Source organism: Acinetobacter sp. ANC_7655 (genome assembly GCF_056784015.1).
Window position 1 is genome coordinate 93,265 of sequence record NZ_JBWYJB010000003.1, and the last position, 22,299, is coordinate 115,563.

Below are 22,299 nucleotides of genomic sequence, written 5' to 3' on the forward strand. Positions count from 1 at the left end.
GGATTTAAAGACTCCTCAAGTAAAGTGTACGGCTTGAGTGACTACTACATACTTGTAGAGAAAAAGAGAGACTTTTAGTCTCTCTTTTGTATAGCAGTTCCGTAAGCGAAAACTTCAACCATTCCACCTTGAAGACCTAAATCAGTGGTGCTGAGTCTTAATCCTAAGATTTCAGTTGCACCCATTTTTTCTGCTTCAAGTTTAAGTCTAACGATAGCTTCACGTCTTGCACGTTCAACAATACTTTCATAACTGCGTAAGCGTCCACCAAAGAAATTTTGGATTTGCGCAAGTACAAACTTAAAATAATCATGCGAAATCACAACATTACTGCTGATCATTTGTCCATGGTTTTCAGAAGTTTTAAAACGCTGACTATCTAACTTGATATAAGCTAAGCGCGCTTCTTGTTCATCAAGTTGCTTAAGATGCTTTTGTTCATTATAGCGACCAAATCCAAATCCAATACAAAATAGGATGAGAAAGATAACCACCTGAAAAATGATACCATCCATAACGAATCCTTAAGAGGTGAATGGATCAGGAATTTTAGGTGCATTCGGTGTGACATACACAGCTGTGCCATAAACAAATAATTCGGAAGCACCTTGGGTAATATTGGAAGTCGAGAAACGAATTCCGACAATCGCATTCGCCCCTAAGCCACGCGCTTTATCAATCATACGGTTCATTGCTTCTTGACGAGACTCTTCAAGTAATTCCGTGTATGCGGTAAGTTCTCCACCGACGATATTCTTAAGTCCTGCGAGTAAATCACGTCCAACGTGTTTACTTCTGACGGTACTACCATATACCACGTCAAATTGTTGTTGAATTTGATGACCAGGTACAGATTCTAAATTACTTAACAGCATGTGATTGAAGTCGTTATAAAAAGGATAATTAATGACAAAATATCAGTATTTGGGACAATAAAAAAGCCCACCGAAGTGAGCTTTATTCAAACAAAAAATTACTTCTTGTCGTATTTTAAATCTGAGCTTGAAGGCTGATAAATCACTTGATCCGTAGTATTAGTTTTTAAGCCACCACCGAGTGATTTATAGAGCTCGATTTGGTTGTTAAGGTTCGCTTGTTCAAGCAGCAATAAACCTTGCTCAGCACTATACGATGTACGTTGCGCATCTAATACAGTTAAGAAACTGTCAATACCAGCGCGGAAGCGGGCATTTGAGAGTTTGTAGGTTGTATTGGTCGCATCAACTAAACGGCGTTGTGCAGTTAAACGTTCACCGATATTTTGACGCACTGCCAAAGCATCATTCACTTCACGGAACGCAGATTGAATTGATTTTTCATAATCAGACAATGCGATCTGTTGCTGTGTTTCAGAGACTTTAATATTGGCACGACGTGTACCCCAGTCAAAGATTGGTATATCTAGACTAGGACCAACAGACCAAACAAAAGCACCAGACTTGAATAAATCACTTAAGTCTGTTGATGCATAACCTGCTGAACCTGTGAGGCTAATGGTTGGGAATAAACGCGCTTTTGCAGCACCGATATTCGCACCAGCCGCACTTAGCTGATATTCAGCCGCTTTAACATCTGGACGGTTGTTGAGTAGATCACTTGGCAAACCAGCCGCAAAAGCAGTGGTTGATGTCACACGTGTGATTCTCTCTTTAGGCAATAAATTGTCAGGTAGTGGTTGACCTACAAGGAGGTTTAACGCATTAACCGCTTGTGCAATTTGAGTCTTGTATTCAGCAACATCGCCACGTGCCGTCTCAACAGAAACTTGAGCCTGACGAAGCGGAACTTCACTGTCGATTCCCACATCAAAACGTTTTTTGTTGAGATTGTAAGATTCAAGTTGAGCTTTCAGCGTCTGTTCAGCGAGCTTAAGATTCGCTTGCGCATATGAGTAAGCCAACCAAGCTTGAGCTGTTTGGCTAATCAAGGCAATTTGAGTGGCATCACGTGCGCTTGCAGTTGAAAGATAAGTGTCTAGGGCATTGTCTTTCAAGCTTCTAACACGACCCCAAAAATCAATTTCATAAGCCGTTAAACCTAAACCTACATTATAGGTTGTTACTGGGCTTGGCGAATTGACCGTGTCTTGTCGTAAAACACCACCACTTGCACCAATCGTAGGCAATTGATTGTTTTGGCTGATTTGAAATTGTTGACGTGCTAATTCGATATTTAGCGTCGCTTTACGAAGATCACGATTATTTGCCAAGGCTAAATCCAAAACTTGGATTAAGCGTTGATCTACAAAAAAATCCTTATAACCTTGCTCCGCAATAGATGGACCAGAAGCATTGCCAAGATAACTTCCTGGAATATTGGCTTGAGTGACCGGTTCTGGACCACGCATGCTTTGACATGCTGTCAAGGCAAGCGCAATTGCAGATACCGCAATGCTACGACCTGTAATAGACCATACGTTTTGCATCACGAAATTTGCTCCTGTTTATTTTGTTTTGGTTTTGTTTTAAAGATACTTCGGATCCATACGTAGAACACTGGAATAAAGAAGATCCCTAAAAGTGTTGAGCTGATTACACCACCAAGTACACCATAACCCACGGAATGTTGACTTCCTGCACCTGCGCCAGAAGCGAGAGCTAGAGGAAGAACACCAAAACCGAAAGCCAATGTGGTCATAATGATTGGACGCAAACGCATTTTCGCGGCATGCAAGGTTGCTTCGAAGAGTTCTTCACCTTGATCTTGAAGCTCTTTCGCAAACTCTACAATCAAGATCGCATTCTTCGCGGACAAACCAATCACGGCAATAATCGCCACTTGGAAGTAGATGTTATTTGAAAGGTTTGGATCTTTCAAAATAATCATTCCTAAGAATGTTAAGGCAAGTGCACCAACAATACCCAATGGCACAACCATGAGTACAGAGAATGGGATAGACCAACTTTCATATAAGGCTGCCAAGCAGAGGAAGACAATCAATAACGAAAGAGCATAAAGGAATGGTGCTTGTGCGCCAGACTCACGTTCTTCGAGAGATAAACCTGTCCATTCGTAATCGAAGCCTTGTAAGCCCATTGAAGGAAGCTTTGCAATGATTTCTTCAACCGCGGCCATTGCATCACCCGAACTCACACCTGGAGCTGGAGTACCTGTGATGTTCATGGAAGAAACGCCGTTATAACGCTCTAAACGTGGTGAACCATAAGTCCATTCGCCTGTTGCGAACGCTGAGAATGGAACCATCGTACCTTGGTTATTGCGGACATACCACTTGTCTAAGTCTTCAGGCATCATACGAGAGCTCGCTTCACCTTGGACATACACTTTTTTCACACGACCACGATCGATGAAGTCATTAATGTATGAACCACCCCATGCCATACCCATCGTACTATTGATTTCAGCAATGCTGACTCCCATAGCACCTGCTTGAGCATGATCGACGATGACACGATATTGAGGCGTATCTTCTTGTCCGTTAGGACGAACACCTGTTAAGCGCTGATCTTGAGAAGCTAAGCCGAGTACAGCATTACGTGCTGCTAATAATTGCTCGTGACTTTGACCTGCAGCTGCTTTTAACTGTAGGTTAAAGCCTGCACTCACGCCTAACTCCGGCATTGCTGGAAGTTGAAGAGGCATGATATAGCTGGCATCTTTCACAATCATATTCAGTGCCATACCACGTTGGATAATTGCACCGACCTGAGATTCAGGAGAGGTACGGTCTTTCCAGTCTTTCAACTTAATGAAGGCAAGACCCGCATTTTGACCAATACCCGTGAACGAGAAACCAGCAACACTAAATACAGATTCAACATGTTCTTTCTCGTTGTTGAGGAAGAAGCCTGTCATTTGATCAATTGTTTTGCCAGTGCGTTCAAGCGTTGCATTTGGTGGTAGCTGAACGAGTGTCATCACCACACCTTGGTCTTCATCTGGTAAGAATGAAGAAGGAAGGTTGACAAATAACCAGCCCATCACAGCAATCACAACACCATAGACCAATCCTGCAAATAGCTTGGCATGTGTTAAACGGTTTACGCCGTTTTGATATTTCACCGAAATTTTGTCAAAACCATTGTTAAACCAACGGAAGAAACGGGCAAAAATGTTATTGCTTTGAGGTTTGTTGGCATCATGTTTTTTCAACATGGTCGCACACAATGCAGGGGTAAAGGTTAATGCAACAATCAATGAAAGAATCATTGCTGTAACGAGCGTGATAGAGAACTGACGATAAATTACACCTGTCGTACCCCCCATGAATGCCATAGGTACGAATACTGCAGTTAAGACAGAGGTAATACCAATCAATGCACCAGAGATCTGTCCCATCGACTTTTCAGTCGCTTCCACAGGTTCAAGGTGCTCTTCTGCCATCACACGTTCAACGTTTTCTACGACGACAATCGCATCATCCACCAGAAGACCAATGGCGAGAACCATAGCGAACATGGTTAATGTGTTAATCGAGAATCCGAACATGTTGATCACAGCAAATGTACCCAATACAACCACTGGAACAGCCATTGTTGGAATAATGGTTGCACGCCAGTTTTGTAGGAACAAGAACATGACCAAGAATACGAGGATAATTGCTTCAATTAAGGTTTTCACAACACTTTTAATTGAGAGCTCAATAAATGGTGTTGTATCAAATGCAAGTTTGTCCACCATACCTGTTGGGTAGTTTGGACGTAATTCTTTTAAACGATCTTCAATCGCTTGGGCTGTATCTAATGCGTTTGCACCCGTTGCCAAACGAATCGCTACACCACCTGCAGGTTGACCATTAAATTTAGAGTCAAATGCATAATTATCTGCACCTAATTCAATTTTAGCGACATCACCTAAACGAACTTGTGCACCATTTGGTGAGTTCTTAAGGAAAATATTTGAAAATTGTTCAGGTGTTTGTAAAAGACTTTGAGCAGTTACAGTCGCATTTAAAACTTGACCTTGTACAGAAGGTGCACCACCTAACTGACCTACCGCCACTTGCGCATTCTGAGTTCTTAATGCATTTGCAATATCACTTGGTGTAACTTGCAAGTTGGCCATTTTGGATGGGTCCATCCAAATTCGCATAGCATATGAACCACCAAATACTTGCACTTCACCAACACCAGTCACACGGCTAAGTGGTTCAGAGATATTTGAATTTACATAGTCTTTAATGTCATTTGCATCTAATGCATCTGACTCAGAATAAAACGCAATAACTTGTAAGAAGCTTGCGCCAGACTTGGTAACTTTTAAACCTTGACGTTGTACGTCTTCAGGCAAAAGTGCAGTCGCTGATTGAAGTTTATTTTGAACTTGTACCTGTGCAATATCAGGATCGATACCTTGTTCAAAGTTTAGAGTAATGGAAGCTTGTCCATTACCAGCACTGTTAGATGAGATGTAACGTAACCCATCCAAGCCATTCATTTGTTGTTCAATAATTTGCGTTACTGTATTTTCTACAGTTTCAGCAGATGCACCCGGATATGTTGCAGAAATCGATACCGTTGGTGGTGCAATCGTTGGGTATTGCGCAATTGGCATCTTGGTGAGGGATAAAATACCCGCCAACATGATGACCAATGCAATCACCCAAGCGAAAATTGGGCGATGGATAAAAAAGTGAGCCATTCAGTCTACTCCTTATGCATTTGAAGTAGCTTTTTGTTCAGATTGAGCTGCTGGCTTTGCTTGTTGACCATCTTTGCCGGCTTGAGGTGCTGCAGCTTGAGGTTGATAAGGTTTAGCTACAACTTGTTGTTCAGGTTTAACTTTCGCCACACCATCTACAATGACCTTGTCACCTGTATTTAGACCTTTGGTCACAATCCAATCTTTACCTTGTACACCTGCAGTCTCAATTGGACGTACTTCAACTGCACCTTTCGCGTTCACGATCATCGCAGTCGCTTGACCTGTTGGTGTACGGGTCACAGCCGCTTGAGGCACTAAAATCGCATTAGGAATTACACCTTGCACAATTTGAGCATTAGTGAACATTCCTGGCAATAATAATTGGTTCGGATTTGAGAACACAGCACGAAGGGTAACTGTCCCTGTTTCTGGATTTACACTTGCATCAGAGAATGCAAGATTACCTTCAATAGGGTAAATGCTGCCATCTTCAAGTTTTAAACGAACTTTAGTATTGTTGCTGCGGTCGATGCTGCCTTGACTCAACTGTTGACGTAAGCGAAGAAGCTCTGCACTTGATTGGTTGATATCAACATAGATTGGATCAAGCTGTTGAATTGTCACCAATGCTTCAGGTTGATTAGCCGTTACCAATGCACCTGCAGTCACACTAGAGCGGCCTGATTGCCCTGAAATTGGTGAGCGAACAGTAGAATAACCTAAGTTAATCTGCGCATTTTTCACCGCTGCTTCTGAAGCTGCAACATCTGCTTGTGCCAATTTTACTTGTGCTTGTAGATCATCAAATTCTTGCTTAGACACAGCATTGATACCGACAAGTTGGCGATAACGGTCAGCTTTAACTTGAAGCGCATTAAGATTGGCTTTTTGACGAACTAAGGCTGCTTTTGCACTGTCTAGGTTCGCACGGTTGGTATTTGCGTCAATTTCGTACAGAGGTTGTCCTTCACGCACAAAACTACCTTCAGCAAACAGACGCTTTAAAATCACACCGCTTGCTTGCGGACGTACTTCAGAAATTTGATAGGCTGAAGTTCGACCCGAAAGCTCGACAGTTTGTTCAACACTTTGTGGTTGAGCAACGATGACACCAACTTCAGTTGGCGGCATTTGCTGTTGTGCAGCGGCTTGCTCTGCATCTTTTGGATCTTTGCTACAACCCACAAGTGCAATACTTGTTGCAAGAGCACAAGCAGTGAGGGCAGGGGCCCAAAGCTTTGCCGACATCATTATTCCACCTCGTTAGATTTTTCTCTAAAAATAATTGTTTGCTTTGCTATCCGTTGTGATAGGACTAACCACAGTATAGTCAGCCATATCAACGCAATACTCCAACCTGCAACAACATCTGTCGGGTAATGAGCACCGAGATAAACCCGTGAAAAACCCATGCCAACAAACCATATACAGGCAGCGACAAAAATGATTCTACTTTGATGATGGTTTCGAAAGATCATGATCATCAAACCAGCAATCACTGCTGCATAGAGACTATGTGCGCTTGGAAATGCGGCTCCATAAGTTTCAACGATTTGATAAATTGCATTTGGACGAGGTCGGTCGAAAGCATATTTGAGTAACCAGCCAAGACAGGCACCACCAACGAGACCAAGTGAGATAAATAGACAGTTAGCATATTGTTTTAATCGCCATTGCTGTAAGGTCCAAATCGCCACGCACATCAGCATGATCGGTAAACCGCCAACATGAGACAATAAAACCGCAATTCCATCTATGAGGGGATTGCGGTGTTGACTCATCCATGAAACAGCAGTGAGATCGAGCTGTTGTATCGTTGGAATATAGATTCCTATACTACTTATCGTTATTCCTAAACAACCTATTAAAATCAGTAAGTAAGGCATATAAAATAACCTAAGTTATATTATAGTGGCATACATTTATTGCATGAATGCGTCAAAGTGTACTCGCCAGTACACTTTTTTTCAAGTCAGTGTAAAAGCATAATTTATAGTAATTTCATTACAATGTGCATCTTATTTTTAGCACAAAAAATAACACAAATATCTAATGAGAAGATTTCTTTGGTGAAATTGGATCTTCGACCTCTAAAGGTTGTTTTGGGGGCCAGAAAAAGTCCATTGGTCGTGTAACAAAGTGAGTAAATACTAATTTTGCCAGAGGTTTCCATTGTTCAAAACGAACACGTCGTGCGCGTAATGCCACAATAATAGTGAGACTAAAGCTGACAAATAAGTTGGTCAAACCAATTAATAATACACCAAGGAATGAAACAATAATGAGCCCTATTTCAGGCGTGCCATTGATACTCAATAGGCCCTGCATAAAGTTTGCTGAAGCAAAGGCAATATGGCGAATATCTAAAGGCAGACCAAGAATAAAACCAATTGTCCCCATGCTGCCTAGCATGATTCCGAACAGGAAATTCCCGGCTAGTGCTCCTAAATTACGTTCAATATAGTTTGCAAACTTTTCCAGTCTGTCAGTACCTAGCCAGTTTTTTAAGCGATGATGTGCTTTTAAGCGAGGTCCTACTTTACGATACACTGCCATGTTGTCGAAGTAACCTGCGATTAAACCAGATAAAAATAGACATACACCTGCAATAGCTGCATGTGGTACTGCTAGGGATGTAAAAGGATTTAAACTATGAAGTAAATATGTTGCTTTACTGTGATTGAGTAATTGTTCACCCAAAATCAACGGCCACATCATGGTGATCAATGCTGCAACCGGGATTGCAATGGAAATATTGCCGAGAATAGCGACAAACTGCGTACGGATAATATTGATAATCAGTGCAGCAAGTTCTGCGATTTGTGCAGTTCGAGACCCTTTCTTTTGTTGAACTGTCGCGGCTAGGGCAGCTGCAGTCATAGCAGGTTGTTTGGTTGCAACCGTAAAATGGAGTACATGGATCAACATGAAACCTAATGCATAGTTCATGCTATACGCGAAGGCTTGCATGATAGGTGCCATGGCGATGCGCGCAGTGAGAATCTTCAAGGTCGCCATGATAGCGATAATGACACCTGCACCTGCGGCTGATTTGTACATACTGAAAAAACCAGCTTTATTGGTACTTACATAATGTTCGCCAGTTTTACTGGCATTTTCAGTGACTTGTAATGCGATTAATTCACTGTTTGTTTTTAAAAGCTCTCGAACACTTCGCTCCTCATAGTGAGCCGCAACTAAATCTTGACATAACTCAGCTAGTGCTAAGTATTGAACTTTTCCAGTTTCAGTCAATAAGTTCAGTAATAGTTCAATACGATCTAAACATTGCTCAAGCAAAGACAATAAATAAGTGAGACTTAAACTCACCCCAATTCTTTTCGTAGCACGACGAATCTTCAAAACGACATCGCGGCACTGCTCGATCATCACCAAAGCCTGGTTGGCGTCGGGTACGACCATTTCAGTAAGATCATCAGCTTCACTATAATGTTTTTTGTATAGCTCAATAAATTCAATGATTTCACGATTCTGAACCAAAAAAGGTGACTCATATTCAGTCAGTTCTGGTTGTGCATTAATAAACTCAGGATAAAGTCCAATACCGCTGATACGGTAAGATAAAACTGTAATGGCTTTAATCATGTCGCGTTTGATGCCAAATTTTGCATCTAAGCTGCCATTACTTTGATTGACAATCTGAAAAAACTGAATCCATTGCTGATCTTCAATATTTTCTAGCCAATATTTATCGCTACGCAAATGAAAGACACGGAAGACTAAATCTTTTAGATCAGTTTCATCGGTCAAAAGGGGAAGAACATGCGCTCCCATTCGTTGACCCAACTGATTCCAAAAACCATCTAGAGAAAGAATCCCACTGTCCGCATAAATAGTGGTTTGTTTATAGCGATTGATCAGATGAACGATATAGGCTTGAAAAGTGGTGCCAGCAGTCGGCGTAATTAATAACGCTTGTATCAACGCCTGAAATTTTTGATTAATTTCTTCTAGGTTATAACTGTCTGATGGACGGATGCGATTAACGAGTTCAATGAGTATGTTTTCGTCTGGAGCAGCTTGATGATGGTCAAGTTGCTCCTGCATTTGTTTAAAAAGATCATTAAAGTTTATATGCATACGCAAATTTTTTTAGTTGAAGTTTATTGGATTCGATCTAATGCTAATTGCGCCAAATTATCAAGCGCTTGACGATAAATACTTTCAGGCAGTTGTAACAATGCCTCACGAGCTGCTGTAGTTTCTTCAACAGCACGTTCGCGACAGTAATCTAGTGCACCAGAGTTTTGAACAATCTGAATCACTTGATCCAAATGTTCAGTACCACCTGTAGTGATGCTACGACGGATAATATCGTGCTCTGCTCCAGAAGTTTTTTGTAGAGCAGCAATCAGTGGCAGTGTTGGCTTACCTTCCATTAAGTCATCACCAATATTTTTACCAAGTGTTTCTGCGTCAGAGGTGTAATCGAGTATGTCATCTATGATTTGAAATGCATTCCCGAAATGACCTGCGTATTTTCTGAGTGCTTCACGATATTGATGTTGATTGGCAAGAATCGCAGCGCCTTCAGTCGCCAATTCAAACAAACGAGATGTTTTGCCGTGAATAATATCTAAATACGTCGCTTCAGTGGTTTCAGGTTGATGTTGAGATTGCAGTTGAAGTACTTCTCCTTCGGCAATTTCACATGTTCCTGTTGAGAAGTCTTTTAATAACACCATATTGTTCAAATCTACGAGCAAATCGAAAGCTCTAGAAATCAGGAAGTCTCCAACAAGTACAGCGGTTTGGTTATTCCATGTTGCATTCGCTGTAGGACGACCACGGCGTAACCCAGACTCATCTACGACATCATCATGTACCAGTGTAGCGGTATGCAGCATTTCAATAATTGCAGCTAACTTTTGGGCATGCTCTAGGTTGGTTTCACCGCAAGCGCGAGCAGCCAATAAACACATAATAGGACGCATGCGTTTACCACCTGCCTCAACCACATGTTTGCTGACTGACATCACCAAAGCAACTTTAGAGCTGATTCCTTCATTAATAAGTTGGTCCATCGCAGCAAAGTCTGTAGCAACAGGTGCGAGAATGTCTTGCTTAAAATCGATGGCCATAACAATGAAGTCCTTATACAAACAGTAGATGTTACTCAGCTAGTGTAACAATTTAAGTGAAAGTTTTGGTCGCTTTGCCACATGAATATGCATGATTTTCTTAATGTTGTTCAGTTTCTATTCATGTTTGTGATTTAATTTTCATAATACCAATAAAACTTGATATGTTATTTGATATTCGAAGTAGTTCATTTTGTGAATAAATATAGTTTAATCAATCAGCAAATTGTTATTTTCATGTAAGAAATAGATATTTCGGGTTGAAAGTTAACTTTTAGACAAAAGACCTTGTTGTTTATTTCATTATCACTTAAAATCCTTGCCCTTGAATAACCCCCAGTGGCGTTCGTTTTAAGATCGATATATTCCTTTATCGGCACGACGACACGGGCCTGTTGGAGTACATTATGTACGCAGTAATCCAAAGCGGTGGTAAACAACACCGTGTTGTTGAGGGTGAAACCCTTAAAGTTGAATTATTGAAAGCTGAAACTGGTTCTACTATTACGTTTGATGACGTATTAATGTTAGTGAACGGTGATAGCATTCAAATTGGTGCTCCAGTTGTTGCTGGTGCTAAAGTAACTGCTGAAGTAGTTAGCCATGGTCGTCACGACAAAATCCGCATCATCAAAATGCGTCGTCGTAAACACTATCGTAAACAACAAGGTCACCGTCAATGGTTCACTGAGTTGAAAATTACAGCTATTTCAGGCTAATTACGAGGAGTAAATAGACATGGCAACTAAAAAAGCCGGTGGTTCGACACGTAACGGTCGTGACTCAAATCCTAAAATGTTAGGTGTTAAAATGTTCGGTGGTCAAGCTGTGACTGCTGGTAACATCATCGTTCGTCAACGTGGTACAGAGTTCCACGCTGGTGCTAACGTTGGTATGGGGCGTGACCATACTTTATTTGCTACCGCTGATGGCGTGATCAAATTCGAAGTTAAAGGTCAATTTGGCCGTCGTTATGTATCTGTTGAAACTGTATAAGTTTTATCAGGCATAACCAAAAAACCCACTCTTGAGTGGGTTTTTTTATATCTGAAAGAAAGTTTTTGAACTTAAGTGAATCTTCATCATGATGAAGTATTTTCAACAATTTAGCTAAATAACAATACAAAAGTTCTTATTTTCTCAATTATTAGCGATCAAATTTGGTTTAAGATGACTCCATATCAAATGATGATCAATAACAAAAGGTGGGATCATGACAATGCTTCGTAAAACGATTGGTGCAATTACAATGAGTGCTGCAATGATGGCACCAGTCGCAAGCACTCAAGTTTTCGCAGCGCCAGTGGCTGCTTCGGAGCAACAAGCGACCGCAAACTTGGTTCGTCAATTAAACGGAATAAAAAGTTTAACGGCAAATTTTGAACAAACAACGAAAGCAACTAAATCTAGTAAAGCACCACAAAAACAAGGTTTGAGTGCTCAACATATGAATCAGACTTTTACTGGGGTGATGAAAGTTGCTCGTCCAGGTAAGTTCTATTGGGAAACTACAGCACCAGCAAAACAAACAATTGTGACTTCTGGAAAGATGATTTGGATCTATGACCCAGATCTACAGCAGGCAATTCGTCAAAATATGGATGAGCAAGTTGCCAATACACCAGCATTATTATTGTCTGGTAACACTAACCAAATTATGCAGTCATATCGTGTAACACAGCCCAATAAAGCTAAAACTTATTACACGTTATATCCTAAGCAGAAAGATGGTGCCTTTCAGAGTCTGACCATTAGTTTCGGTGCAAATAAAGCGCCAAGCTTAATGATTTTAGAAGATTCATTAGGACAAACTACACACGTTAAATTTAGTAATGTGAAAGTAAATGCAGGTATTCCGGATTCAACATTTAACTTTACACCGCCTAAAGGCACAGACATTATTGACCAATAATATAAAAGCAGCGTTTATCGCTGCTTTTTTTAACTACAAATTTCAACTGAATTGATGTCTGCTAGAATTTATAGTCTCTGTGTTAAACACTCATTTTATTGGAGGCTATATGCTAAATCACATGAATCAGTTTAGAAAAGTGAGTGTTATTTGTGCATCAATGATCATGTTAGGCGCTTGTCAGCCTAAATCTGATACAGAAACTAAAAAAAGCAATGAGACTGCTGCGCAAGCAAAACAATCAGAATCTTGGTATATCGAATCGAAGAACGTCGAATTAAAGCCTAAACAGAAGCAAGTATGTGATGAGGCAGGGTGTACAGAATATTCATTCCAAACGGTTGAAACTAATCATCCGTGGATTAATACGTATTTTAAAAATCGAATTGAAAAAGCAGACCCTATACCATTCCAATCGGCTACTAAGAACACAGAGACAAGAACTGTGGATCCGCTGAAGTTGAGTCAGAGTCAGACTGTGGTACGTTATTTAAGTCAACATCAGAATATAGCGAGTTTTGAATATCTGAGCTATGTATATCCTGCTGGTGCAGCACATGGGATGTACCACAAAGAATATGTTCATTTCGATTTAAAAACTAAAAAAAGAATAGCACTACAAGATTTAATTGTGAAAGGTCAAAATAAAAAGCTATTAGAAACACTTTATAGTGCTAATAGTATGTGGCTTACAGATCACAATATTGAACAAGATAAACTCGAATTAAGTGACAATTTCTATTACGGAGTTGATGGTATCGTCTTTGTTTATCCGCTGTATGAACTCGCGTCCTATGCTGAAGGAATGTCTGAACTCACTTTACCTTATGTGAGTGTGAATGGTTTGATACAGTCAGAATATCTTCCAAACCTACCCAAACTCGCTGCTGAGTAATTGACTCTATTTTAATTTGATTCAATAAGCTTCAGCTGTCAGCGCTTCGACTGTATTTTTTTCAACGAAGCGCTTACACTATAGGCAGTTTTTTTCCCTGAAAAGATTAACCATGATCGACCCGAAATTACTTAGAAATAATATAGAGGCTGTAAATTTAGCCTTAGCTAAACGTGGCGTGCAACTCAACGTAGAAGAATGGGCATCTTTAGAGGCTCGTCGTAAAGAAATTCAGTCTAAGACTGAAGCTTTACAAGCAGAACGTAATTCGGGTGCTAAACAAGTTGGTCAAATCAAAAAAGCAGGTGGTGATGCCTCTGAAATCATGGCTCGTATGAGCGCGATCGGAGATGAAATTAAAGCCGCTGAGCTTGCGTTAACAGAACTACAAGCTGAAATTGAAGCAAAATCACTTTCTATTCCAAACCTACCTCATGAGTCGGTGCCAGAGGGCAAAGATGAGAATGACAACGTTGAAATTTTAAAATGGGGTACGCCTCGTGAATTCAACTTTGAAATTAAAGATCACACTGATCTTGGTGAGTGGATGGGTGGACTCGAGTTTGAAACAGCGACTAAGTTAACAGGTACTCGTTTCAGTGTGCTCAAGGGCCCGCTTGCACGTTTACAACGTGCACTAACGCAGTTCATGTTAGATACACATACATTGAAAAATGGCTATACAGAAGCTTATGTACCGTATTTAGTAAATGCTGATTCATTACGTGGAACTGGTCAGTTGCCTAAATTTGAAGAAGATTTGTTCAAGCTTCAAGGTGACAAAGAATATTACTTGATCCCAACTGCTGAAGTACCTGTGACTAACTTTGTGCGTGATGAGATTATTGATCCTGAGCGTCTACCGTTAAAATATGCTGCTCATACACCTTGTTTCCGTAGTGAAGCTGGTTCTTATGGTCGTGATACACGCGGTTTGATTCGTCAGCACCAATTTGACAAAGTTGAAATGGTTCAAATTGTTAAACCTGAAGACTCTATGCAAGCATTGGAAGAGTTAACAGGGCATGCTGAGGGTATTTTACAGGCGCTTGGATTGCCATATCGCAAAATCATCTTATGCGGTGGTGATATGGGCTTTGGTGCAACGAAGACTTATGACTTGGAAGTTTGGGTACCAAGCCAAAATACCTATCGTGAAATTTCATCGTGTTCAAACATGGGGGATTTCCAGGCTCGTCGTATGAAAGCTCGTTACCGTGCTGATCAAAAGAAAACAGAGTTTGTTCATACTTTGAATGGTTCAGGTTTAGCAGTTGGTCGTACTTTGCTCGCGGTAATGGAAAATTATCAACGAGAAGATGGTTCGATTGAGATTCCTGAAGTCTTGCGTCCTTATATGGGTGGACAAAGTTTTATCGATTAATCGATAAAACACAAAAAAGCTAACTCAATTGAGTTAGCTTTTTTTTTTTTTGAGTGTTTTAATGAATGAGTTGAGCACTGCCTGTTTGCCTTTCAATAATTTTTTTTAAGGTCTCACTCGGTTTTTCGCCAAATGCATCTTTATACTCAAGTGAAAAACGACCTAAATGTGTAACACCCCATTTATAAGCAATTTCAGTAATATTAATTTTATGCGTAGACTGTGAAATTTCATTATAAATACATTTAAGTCGGTAATGGCGTATATAAGCATTTGGACTGCATTTTAAATATTTTTTGAAAATTGTATTCAGCTTTTTTTTGCTTAATCCAGATGCATATTCTAAATCTGAAATTTCAATTTTTTGATGTATATTTTTTTGTATGAATTCTAACAAGCGAGTAAAGAAGTCAGGATAATCTAAAGTATTTTTATAAATTAAATCACTATAGTTATTGGGTTGAGATAATAATAATGACTTCACAATAATATATTCAAAATCTGAGCGCATTTCTTGAAAAAATGAAGTATTGGTAAAATTGTTTGTGAAATTTTTAATACTGTCAATTAAATCCCACCATGCTTTAATTTTCGGGTTGTTTTGATCCATCACATTTTGAAATACCAAAGGTTCGGTAACTGGCTGAGAGATTAAATCTGAAAGTATTTTTTCAACAAAAGTCTTTGAAAAAGAAATGAATGTTTGCACACAGTCTTTGTCAATAATTAGTTCAAATTTATCTTCAGGTGAAACAATGGATGCTTGATCATAACAGGCGTAAAAAGTTTGACCATCTTTTTTAAATAGTGGTCGCCCATTTTTAGGGCGCGTTATACAAAAGTGGTTCATATTTTCATGCGTATGCGTTTTGAAAATTACATCTTTACCATATGTTAAATCCCCAATAATCATACGACCGATTTGCGATCCATTAAAACTAAAATCCAATGGTTCATATTGATTAAAATCGACTAAATCATGTGGGCCAATGATTAAATCAAGACAATGGTTGGCATCATGAATATTCTGCGTATGTGATTGAATCGTAGAAATAGACCTGTGTTGCTGGCTATACATAAATACCTCTATCCTTAGCTTGCTTATCATTACTTATGCAAAAATCAATCCATGATTTTGCTTTTTTTGTTTTATCTCAAATAAATAAATTAATCTAAAATAGTAGAATATAAAAATACTCTTTTGGTACTAAATTAGATTAATTTGATATGTTATTTAAAAGTGGTAAGCGACACGTAACATAGGGCTACTCGCGGTCGCTCCTGAACCAGCAACACCAGATGCATCATTACCATATTTATTTTTCCAGTATTGATAAGCAATCCCAGCTTTCAATTTTGGTTGATTGGCAGATTTATCTTTAAGTAAAGAATACATTAAAGACATGTCTACAAAGATTTCACTGGCGGTAGGCTCACCAAAAGGATCTTTCCCTTTGGTACTCATCCAAACACCTATGCCTTGATAATTCCAATTCGATTGCATAATAGGAAAATCCCAAAGCACTTGAAGTGCTAAGTAAGGATCATAGGTATATTTTTTACTCAGTACATTAGCATCATTGCTCTCGTAATAGCCTAGCAAACTGAGATTAAGATAGCCTGGTGTATTTAATGTAACACTTGGACCAGCAACATACATTTGTCGATTTGAACCATAATCATCATTCTTTGTATTCCAGTCAAAACCTACTGTAAAACCATATGTCTTGAACCAACTAGAATCATTCGGTTTGTGTTGCGTGATACTTGGGATATCTAAGGTATGACGATAAATTGCATATGCCTCTTGAGCTCCTCGACCAGAAGCTTTGTTTGCATTTGGTTCAGCTGAGGATTGATGCATATTGAGTTGAAAAAAATTGGTGCCATATTTATAGCCGCTTAGGTGTACAAGACTAAAAATATATTTGTCAAAATCACCGTCTTTAAATGGTTCTGAGAAATCTTGACCATAACTGACAGCCAGTGAAGTATCACTCCAATTTGCCGCTTGAACTGCAGTGCCTAATGCAAAGCAGATTGATCCAGTGAATAACCCCTTTAAAATATAATTCACAGCTAAATTCCCTCTTAAAATAAATAAGCCGACAGTGAAACGGTCGGCTTAAGTGGTGGATTAACGAATATTATGCTTTTCCAAAATTGGTAAAACATGATCACGGAAATACGGAAATTCGCGGCTATAATCGAGGAATGAAAGAGTCGTTCCTCTAAAACCAGCTTCATGTAAATCTAAAATACCTTGCGCGACTTGTTCAGGTGTACCGACTAATGGAAAGCCACCATGGCCTACACTCATTGCATCACGAATGGATTGTTGAACCTCTTTTGGGAAACTTTGAGCATGTGCAAACATTAAGCTCATCAGATTGTCAACGGCAACAGTATCAGCATTGTTTAATTGACGATCCCATTCTGCTTTGGCTTCCTCTTGTGTAGGTCTGCAAATGACATGGGAGAAGGTCATCACATTGACTTCTCGGTTTACGTCGCGACCTGCTTGTTTAAGCTCATCAATTTCAATCTTGCTTCTGCCCAAGTCTGAAGCTGGTGTAAAAAGAAAGTCCGCATTATTAACGGCAAATTCACGTCCATTTTTTGAACCAGCAGCATTGAAGATAGGCGGATGTACAAGTGGTTTTGGTTTTCCATAAGTTCCTTTGGTTTTGAAAAACTTACTTTCAAAATCAAATTTTTCTTCACTGGTCCATACTTTTTTAATCAGGTCATACCAGTCTTGTGCATAACCATAACGAGTTTCGTGATCATCAGGTAAATGTAGACCGAGTGCTTCATATTCAGGTTTATTCCAGCCTGCAACAATGTTGAGTCCAATACGACCTTGACTAATCTCAGATAGCGTTGCAATCTGCTTGGCAACTACAACTGGATGATTGGGGACAGTCTGAATTGTCGCAAAAACTGTAATGTCTTTGGTTAAAGCCAATAATGCGGCCGCCCAAGTCATGGTCTCTAAAATTGTTCCCTGAAAGTCTGTTTCACCGCCATAGCCTGTAAAGCGAGCAATCGGTAACATGAAGTCGATACCAGCTTCATCTAGCATTTTTCCAAGTTCGAGATTCTTTTCCCAGCTCGCACTCCATCGATCTTCAAGAGTTGAAATGGTCATTCCACCTGAGCAGTTAGAAGCAAATGAGCCGAGTAGAAAGCGATTATCATTGAAAAAGTGATGTTGATTCATTTTAAAAAATCCTTAAATTTCGTGAATTCGCTATACACCAGCAAATGCTTGATGAAGATTTGCTTGTTTATATTGCCCGTTATGGAACACCAATGGATTTCCAAGCTGATTACGGCAGGCTTCAATTTGTCCCACAATAATGTAGTGATCCCCAGCTTCATGAAGCTCATACTGACGACAAACAAAAGTGGTTAAGGATTTATTTAGAATGGGGATGCCCATATACTCATCAACGTCATCTAAGCCTTCGAATTTGTCATCAGAAGATTTTGAGAAATGCTTAGACTCTTGATACTGATCTTCACTCAAGATATTGATGGCAAAATATTCTGCCTGTTTGAAATCTTCGAAATGTGTCGCAGATTTTGCGATGTTCCATAAAATTAAAGGTGGATCAAGCGATACAGAAGTAAATGAGTTCGCTGTCATTCCAATTTTTTTATGATTTGAATCTAATGCAGTTACTACTGTAATCCCAGTTGCATACTGACCTAAGAGTTGGCGTAACGAGCGTTGCTCCAACTGTATTACAGGTGTCATTTCATTTAACATGATCATAATCCTTCATCTTAATTCTGATTGTCAGAATGAGTTCCTTTATTCGCCAATCGGTTTATTTTCACTGGATGGCCAAGTTGGCATCAGTTCATTTGAGGGTAAAGTTTCATCTAAAAGTTTCTTGGCAGTTTCAACACCTGCAACAGGTAGTCCAGTTGGATCTAATACGCCAATTTGCACCAGTAAACTTGCCTGATCCCAATAGATATGCTCATGACATAGTTTCGGTCCACGGAACTTGATAATGCCGAGCATTGGAATCTCTACATATTTTCCTGTCGGTTTAATTCCAGGAATTAACCAATCAATTTCCTCATCATGAGTAAAACTCATAATGAATTCATCAACGACTTGAGTTGCGCCTACAGTTCGTGAAATAGGCGTCAGTTTCATATCTTTTGGATTGTTATGAACAAAATGGTATTGATAGAAGCGAGCTAATTGTTTGTAGCCGACGCCACCTGTCAATGTTGGAATGTGATTGACATAAGGCTCTGCCACCATTGTTGCCATCGTGTCTGGAACATTTCGAGTGTCAAATTCAAATCGAACATGCTCTTCCCATAGCGCAGCAAGGTCGTAATTTGGTCCTATTGCTTTGCGTAAAGCTGTAATGGTTCTTTCATGTGCCATGAGTGCACTAGGCTTGTGATAATGCATACTCTGTGGGCGAGCAAAGGCATGATCGACATCTGGATAAATATATGTTTCGACTTTTGAGTTGTTTTGCAGAGCAAGTAGGATTTGTTCACGAGTGTTAGAATCACAGAATTGATCTTGTTCAGCAAAATGAAGAACCAGTTTGGATTGAATGTTGACTGCTTCTTCTAGGTTTTGCTCGATTCCTACACCGTAGTAAGAAACAGAACACTTTAAATCTGGAATGCGGCAAGCTGCGAGATATGCCAATTTACCGCCTAGGCAGTATCCGACCAATCCAGTACCTGCATCTTGATCAACTGTTTCAAGGGATTTGAGTGTTTCAATTGTAGATTTGATATCCTCAATACCCAGATCTTGATTAAATTGAGTATATAAGTCATATGCTTTTTGAAAGTCTTCTTCGGTATAACCGAGTTCTACATTAGGTTGAATACGCCAAAATAAATCAGGAACAATAACGGTATAACCTTCTTCAGCCAAAAAGTCTGCCTTTTGACGCATAACTTCATTAACACCGAAAATTTCCTGACATAACACAAGACCAGGACCTTTACCTGCTTCAGGTACTGAAAGATATGCTTTAAACGAACCTGCTGATGAATGTACATCAATATATGAACCAGCCATCTCGATAATCTCCTTTACTGTTGAACTTATCATCGGCATCAGCAGGATTTTTGACTATCCAAATAGAGTTCAAGTTTTATCCGTTTTAGGTCCCTTCATCGATATGCATCTGTTAAAAAAGCTACCACTTGCTTACTTTTAAGCAGCTTGAGTCGTGGAGAAGGTGCTAAAATAGAGTGGGCATATGAGGATCGATTCAGTGGATATTTTTCCAATTTCATTAAAATTGCAGCAGCAACCTTGTTTGATTGTCGGTGGAGGGCATATTGCTTATCGCAAAGCACTGTTACTGCAAAAATCAGGAGCAAAAATTTCGGTTATTTCACCTGAGATTGAGGCGCAACTTTTAGAAATTGTCGAGAAAAGCTCTGGTCAATATATTCAAGCTCATTTTGAAGATCACGATTTAAAATTAAACGATTACCGTTTAGTGATTGCTGCCACAGATCAGCCTTTAGTGAATCAACAAGTTTTTGAAGAATGTGAAAACTTAAATGTATTGGTGAATAGTGTTGATGATCCACCACATTGCCGATTTATGGTCCCTGCAATTGTTGATCGCTCTCCACTTGTTATTTCAATTGCGAGTAATGGGACATCCCCAGTATTGTCCAGACAGATTAGAACTCAACTTGAGACTGTAATCCCGCATGGAATCGGAACATTAGCTAAAATCTCTGGTGAATGGCGAAAACGTGTAAAACAAAAAATTGAAAATCCTGATGAACGCCGTATCTTTTGGGAAGAGCTGTATGCTGGACCTTTCAAAGAGCATGTATTTAATAATAATCTGGCTGAAGCAGAAAAAATTATTCATCAGTCTTTAATAGAATGGAACAAACCCAAAGGTGAAGTTTATTTAGTTGGGGCAGGTCCAGGTGATCCCGAGCTTCTCACCCTCAAAGCTTTAAGGTTGATGCAACAAGCAGATGTTGTGATTTATGACCGTTTAGTTTCTGGTGCTATTATGGAGTTATGCCGCCGGGATGCTGAAAAAATCTATGTGGGTAAAGCAAGGTCAAATCATGCTGTTCCACAAGAAGGTATTAATGCTTTACTCGTGAAATATGCGAATGAAGGCAAACGTGTCTGCCGTTTAAAAGGAGGAGATCCTTTTATTTTTGGGCGAGGTGGTGAGGAAATTCAAGAACTCTATGAGGCAGGAATTTCATTTCAGGTCGTTCCCGGAATTACCGCAGCATCAGGGTGTTCAGCATATGCGGGTATCCCTTTAACTCATCGTGATTACGCACAAAGTGTTCGCTTCTTGACTGGACATTTGAAGGAAGGTTCTCCTGAACTTCCATGGAATGAACTCGTGTATGAACACCAAACATTGGTACTGTACATGGGGCTTGTTGGATTAGAAAAAATCTGTGAAAAGCTTATTCAACATGGTCAACGAGCAGACATGCCTGTTGCTTTAATTTCTAAAGGTACGACACCAGAACAAAAAGTTGTTGTGGGGACTTTGGCAGATATCGCTTCGAAAGTGTTAGAAAATCAAATTCAGGCGCCAACTTTGACCATTATTGGTGAGGTGGTGAAATTAAGAGAACAGTTGAAATGGCAAGACGAACTGTAAAAGTCTGCTATAAAGTTGAGAAATTATTGTGATTCATGTTGTTTTATACGAACCAGAAATTCCTGCAAATACAGGAAACATTATCCGTTTATGTGCAAATACAGGAGCACAATTACATTTGGTCAAACCGCTAGGTTTTGAGCTGGATGATAAGAAGTTAAAGCGTGCTGGATTAGATTACCATGAATGGGCTCGCATGCAGATATGGGATAATATTGAAGCATGTCTGGAAAATCTAGCGAGTCAAGGTGTGGATCAAGATTCGATTTATCCTTTAACGACCAAAGGTACCAAAACACCACATACCTCGAATCTGAATAGGCCAGTTGCTTTACTCATGGGGCCTGAAACGCGCGGACTACCTGAACATGTTCGTATGATGTTCCCAAAGCAACATTGGATTCGTTTGCCCATGGCGCCAAATTCTAGAAGCTTAAATTTATCTAATGCTACGGCAGTGATTGTTTATGAAGCATGGCGACAACAAGGATTTAAAGATTTAACTTAAGTCAGTAAGGTCATCGAAAGGTGACCTTTTTTAATGCATAAAAGTTTAGTAAAACTTGGCTAATATGATGAAATATTCATTAAGAATAAAATTAAAATAATGATTTTAAATACGATTTTATTTTATATTTCGGGAATCCAATTTTTTTGAGTAAAAGTCTAAAAAATATACAAAACGGTCAAATTTTTTCATTTGTTAATGAAATTAATATTTATATAAAACAGAGTATTAGGTTTTA

The 22,299-nt window shown here is 39.5% G+C and carries 20 protein-coding genes; 7 read left to right on the plus strand and 13 right to left on the minus strand.

Annotated features, from left to right (window positions below):
* Window positions 1-74 precede the first annotated feature (74 nt).
* From AC1M9N_RS05650 to sdsA, 8 genes are all read right to left on the minus strand, one after another.
* Entirely contained in the window at window positions 75-515 is a 441-nt protein-coding gene (locus AC1M9N_RS05650) for a YbjQ family protein (protein ID WP_092766865.1), read from the minus strand.
* 9 nt (window positions 516-524) lie between these two features.
* Window positions 525-875, minus strand: a complete 351-nt coding sequence (locus AC1M9N_RS05655; RefSeq protein WP_092766864.1) for a YbjQ family protein — start codon at window positions 873-875, stop codon at window positions 525-527.
* A gap of 98 nt (window positions 876-973) precedes the next feature.
* A complete protein-coding gene (adeK, locus tag AC1M9N_RS05660; protein ID WP_035267849.1) occupies window positions 974-2,425 on the minus strand; it encodes a multidrug efflux RND transporter AdeIJK outer membrane channel subunit AdeK in 1,452 nt (483 codons plus the stop codon).
* Window positions 2,425-5,601 carry an efflux RND transporter permease subunit gene (locus tag AC1M9N_RS05665; RefSeq protein WP_035267851.1) on the minus strand — a complete coding sequence of 1,059 codons (3,177 nt, stop codon included), beginning with the start codon at window positions 5,599-5,601 and terminating at the stop codon, window positions 2,425-2,427. The genes adeK and AC1M9N_RS05665 overlap by 1 nt, the downstream gene beginning before the upstream one ends.
* Before the next feature lie 12 nt (window positions 5,602-5,613).
* A complete protein-coding gene (locus AC1M9N_RS05670) occupies window positions 5,614-6,855 on the minus strand; it encodes an efflux RND transporter periplasmic adaptor subunit (RefSeq protein WP_035267853.1) in 1,242 nt (413 codons plus the stop codon).
* On the minus strand, window positions 6,855-7,490 hold the full coding sequence (locus AC1M9N_RS05675) for a phosphatase PAP2 family protein (protein WP_035267854.1): 636 nt from the start codon (window positions 7,488-7,490) through the stop codon (window positions 6,855-6,857). Before AC1M9N_RS05675 ends, AC1M9N_RS05670 begins: the two co-directional genes overlap by 1 nt.
* A gap of 163 nt (window positions 7,491-7,653) precedes the next feature.
* Entirely contained in the window at window positions 7,654-9,705 is a 2,052-nt protein-coding gene (locus AC1M9N_RS05680; RefSeq protein ID WP_481954411.1) for a site-specific recombinase, read from the minus strand.
* A gap of 23 nt (window positions 9,706-9,728) precedes the next feature.
* Window positions 9,729-10,706 (minus strand): All-trans-nonaprenyl-diphosphate synthase, encoded by a 978-nt coding sequence (gene sdsA / locus AC1M9N_RS05685; protein ID WP_035267858.1) that lies wholly within the window; start codon window positions 10,704-10,706, stop codon window positions 9,729-9,731.
* 407 nt (window positions 10,707-11,113) lie between these two features.
* On the opposite strand from sdsA, the gene rplU reads away from it, so the two are divergent.
* The 5 genes from rplU to serS all read left to right on the plus strand — a co-directional run bounded on the left by rplU (window position 11,114) and on the right by serS (window position 14,897).
* Window positions 11,114-11,425: a 50S ribosomal protein L21 gene (rplU, locus tag AC1M9N_RS05690; protein ID WP_035267860.1), complete on the plus strand. Its 312-nt coding sequence runs from the start codon at window positions 11,114-11,116 to the stop codon at window positions 11,423-11,425.
* 19 nt (window positions 11,426-11,444) lie between these two features.
* The gene (gene rpmA / locus AC1M9N_RS05695) at window positions 11,445-11,702 is read left to right on the plus strand and encodes a 50S ribosomal protein L27 (protein WP_035267862.1); all 258 of its coding nucleotides are present in this window, start codon (window positions 11,445-11,447) and stop codon (window positions 11,700-11,702) included.
* A gap of 217 nt (window positions 11,703-11,919) precedes the next feature.
* Complete coding sequence (gene lolA / locus AC1M9N_RS05700) at window positions 11,920-12,618, plus strand: outer membrane lipoprotein periplasmic chaperone LolA (RefSeq protein WP_035267863.1); 699 nt, start codon at window positions 11,920-11,922, stop codon at window positions 12,616-12,618.
* 109 nt (window positions 12,619-12,727) lie between these two features.
* The gene (locus AC1M9N_RS05705) at window positions 12,728-13,513 is read left to right on the plus strand and encodes an RsiV family protein (protein WP_481954412.1); all 786 of its coding nucleotides are present in this window, start codon (window positions 12,728-12,730) and stop codon (window positions 13,511-13,513) included.
* A 112-nt stretch (window positions 13,514-13,625) separates the two neighbouring features.
* Window positions 13,626-14,897, plus strand: coding sequence for a serine--tRNA ligase (serS, locus tag AC1M9N_RS05710; protein ID WP_179997729.1), 1,272 nt, complete (start codon window positions 13,626-13,628; stop codon window positions 14,895-14,897).
* Between the two features lie 58 nt (window positions 14,898-14,955).
* On the opposite strand, the gene AC1M9N_RS05715 is transcribed toward serS, so the two are convergent.
* The 5 genes from AC1M9N_RS05715 to AC1M9N_RS05735 form a co-directional block, all read right to left on the minus strand.
* A complete protein-coding gene (locus AC1M9N_RS05715; RefSeq protein ID WP_481590631.1) occupies window positions 14,956-15,975 on the minus strand; it encodes an AraC family transcriptional regulator in 1,020 nt (339 codons plus the stop codon).
* 156 nt (window positions 15,976-16,131) lie between these two features.
* A complete protein-coding gene (locus tag AC1M9N_RS05720; RefSeq protein WP_035267867.1) occupies window positions 16,132-16,974 on the minus strand; it encodes a hypothetical protein in 843 nt (280 codons plus the stop codon).
* 60 nt (window positions 16,975-17,034) lie between these two features.
* Complete coding sequence (locus AC1M9N_RS05725) at window positions 17,035-18,120, minus strand: LLM class flavin-dependent oxidoreductase (protein WP_179997731.1); 1,086 nt, start codon at window positions 18,118-18,120, stop codon at window positions 17,035-17,037.
* 30 nt (window positions 18,121-18,150) lie between these two features.
* On the minus strand, window positions 18,151-18,672 hold the full coding sequence (locus AC1M9N_RS05730; protein WP_179997732.1) for a flavin reductase family protein: 522 nt from the start codon (window positions 18,670-18,672) through the stop codon (window positions 18,151-18,153).
* Window positions 18,673-18,717: 45 nt separating this feature from the next.
* The gene (locus AC1M9N_RS05735; protein ID WP_481595838.1) at window positions 18,718-19,968 is read right to left on the minus strand and encodes a dienelactone hydrolase family protein; all 1,251 of its coding nucleotides are present in this window, start codon (window positions 19,966-19,968) and stop codon (window positions 18,718-18,720) included.
* Window positions 19,969-20,167: 199 nt separating this feature from the next.
* On the opposite strand from AC1M9N_RS05735, the gene cysG reads away from it, so the two are divergent.
* Window positions 20,168-21,553, plus strand: coding sequence for a siroheme synthase CysG (cysG, locus tag AC1M9N_RS05740; protein WP_481954413.1), 1,386 nt, complete (start codon window positions 20,168-20,170; stop codon window positions 21,551-21,553).
* Between the two features lie 28 nt (window positions 21,554-21,581).
* Window positions 21,582-22,061, plus strand: a complete 480-nt coding sequence (locus tag AC1M9N_RS05745) for a tRNA (cytidine(34)-2'-O)-methyltransferase (protein ID WP_481954414.1) — start codon at window positions 21,582-21,584, stop codon at window positions 22,059-22,061.
* Window positions 22,062-22,299: the final 238 nt, after the last annotated feature.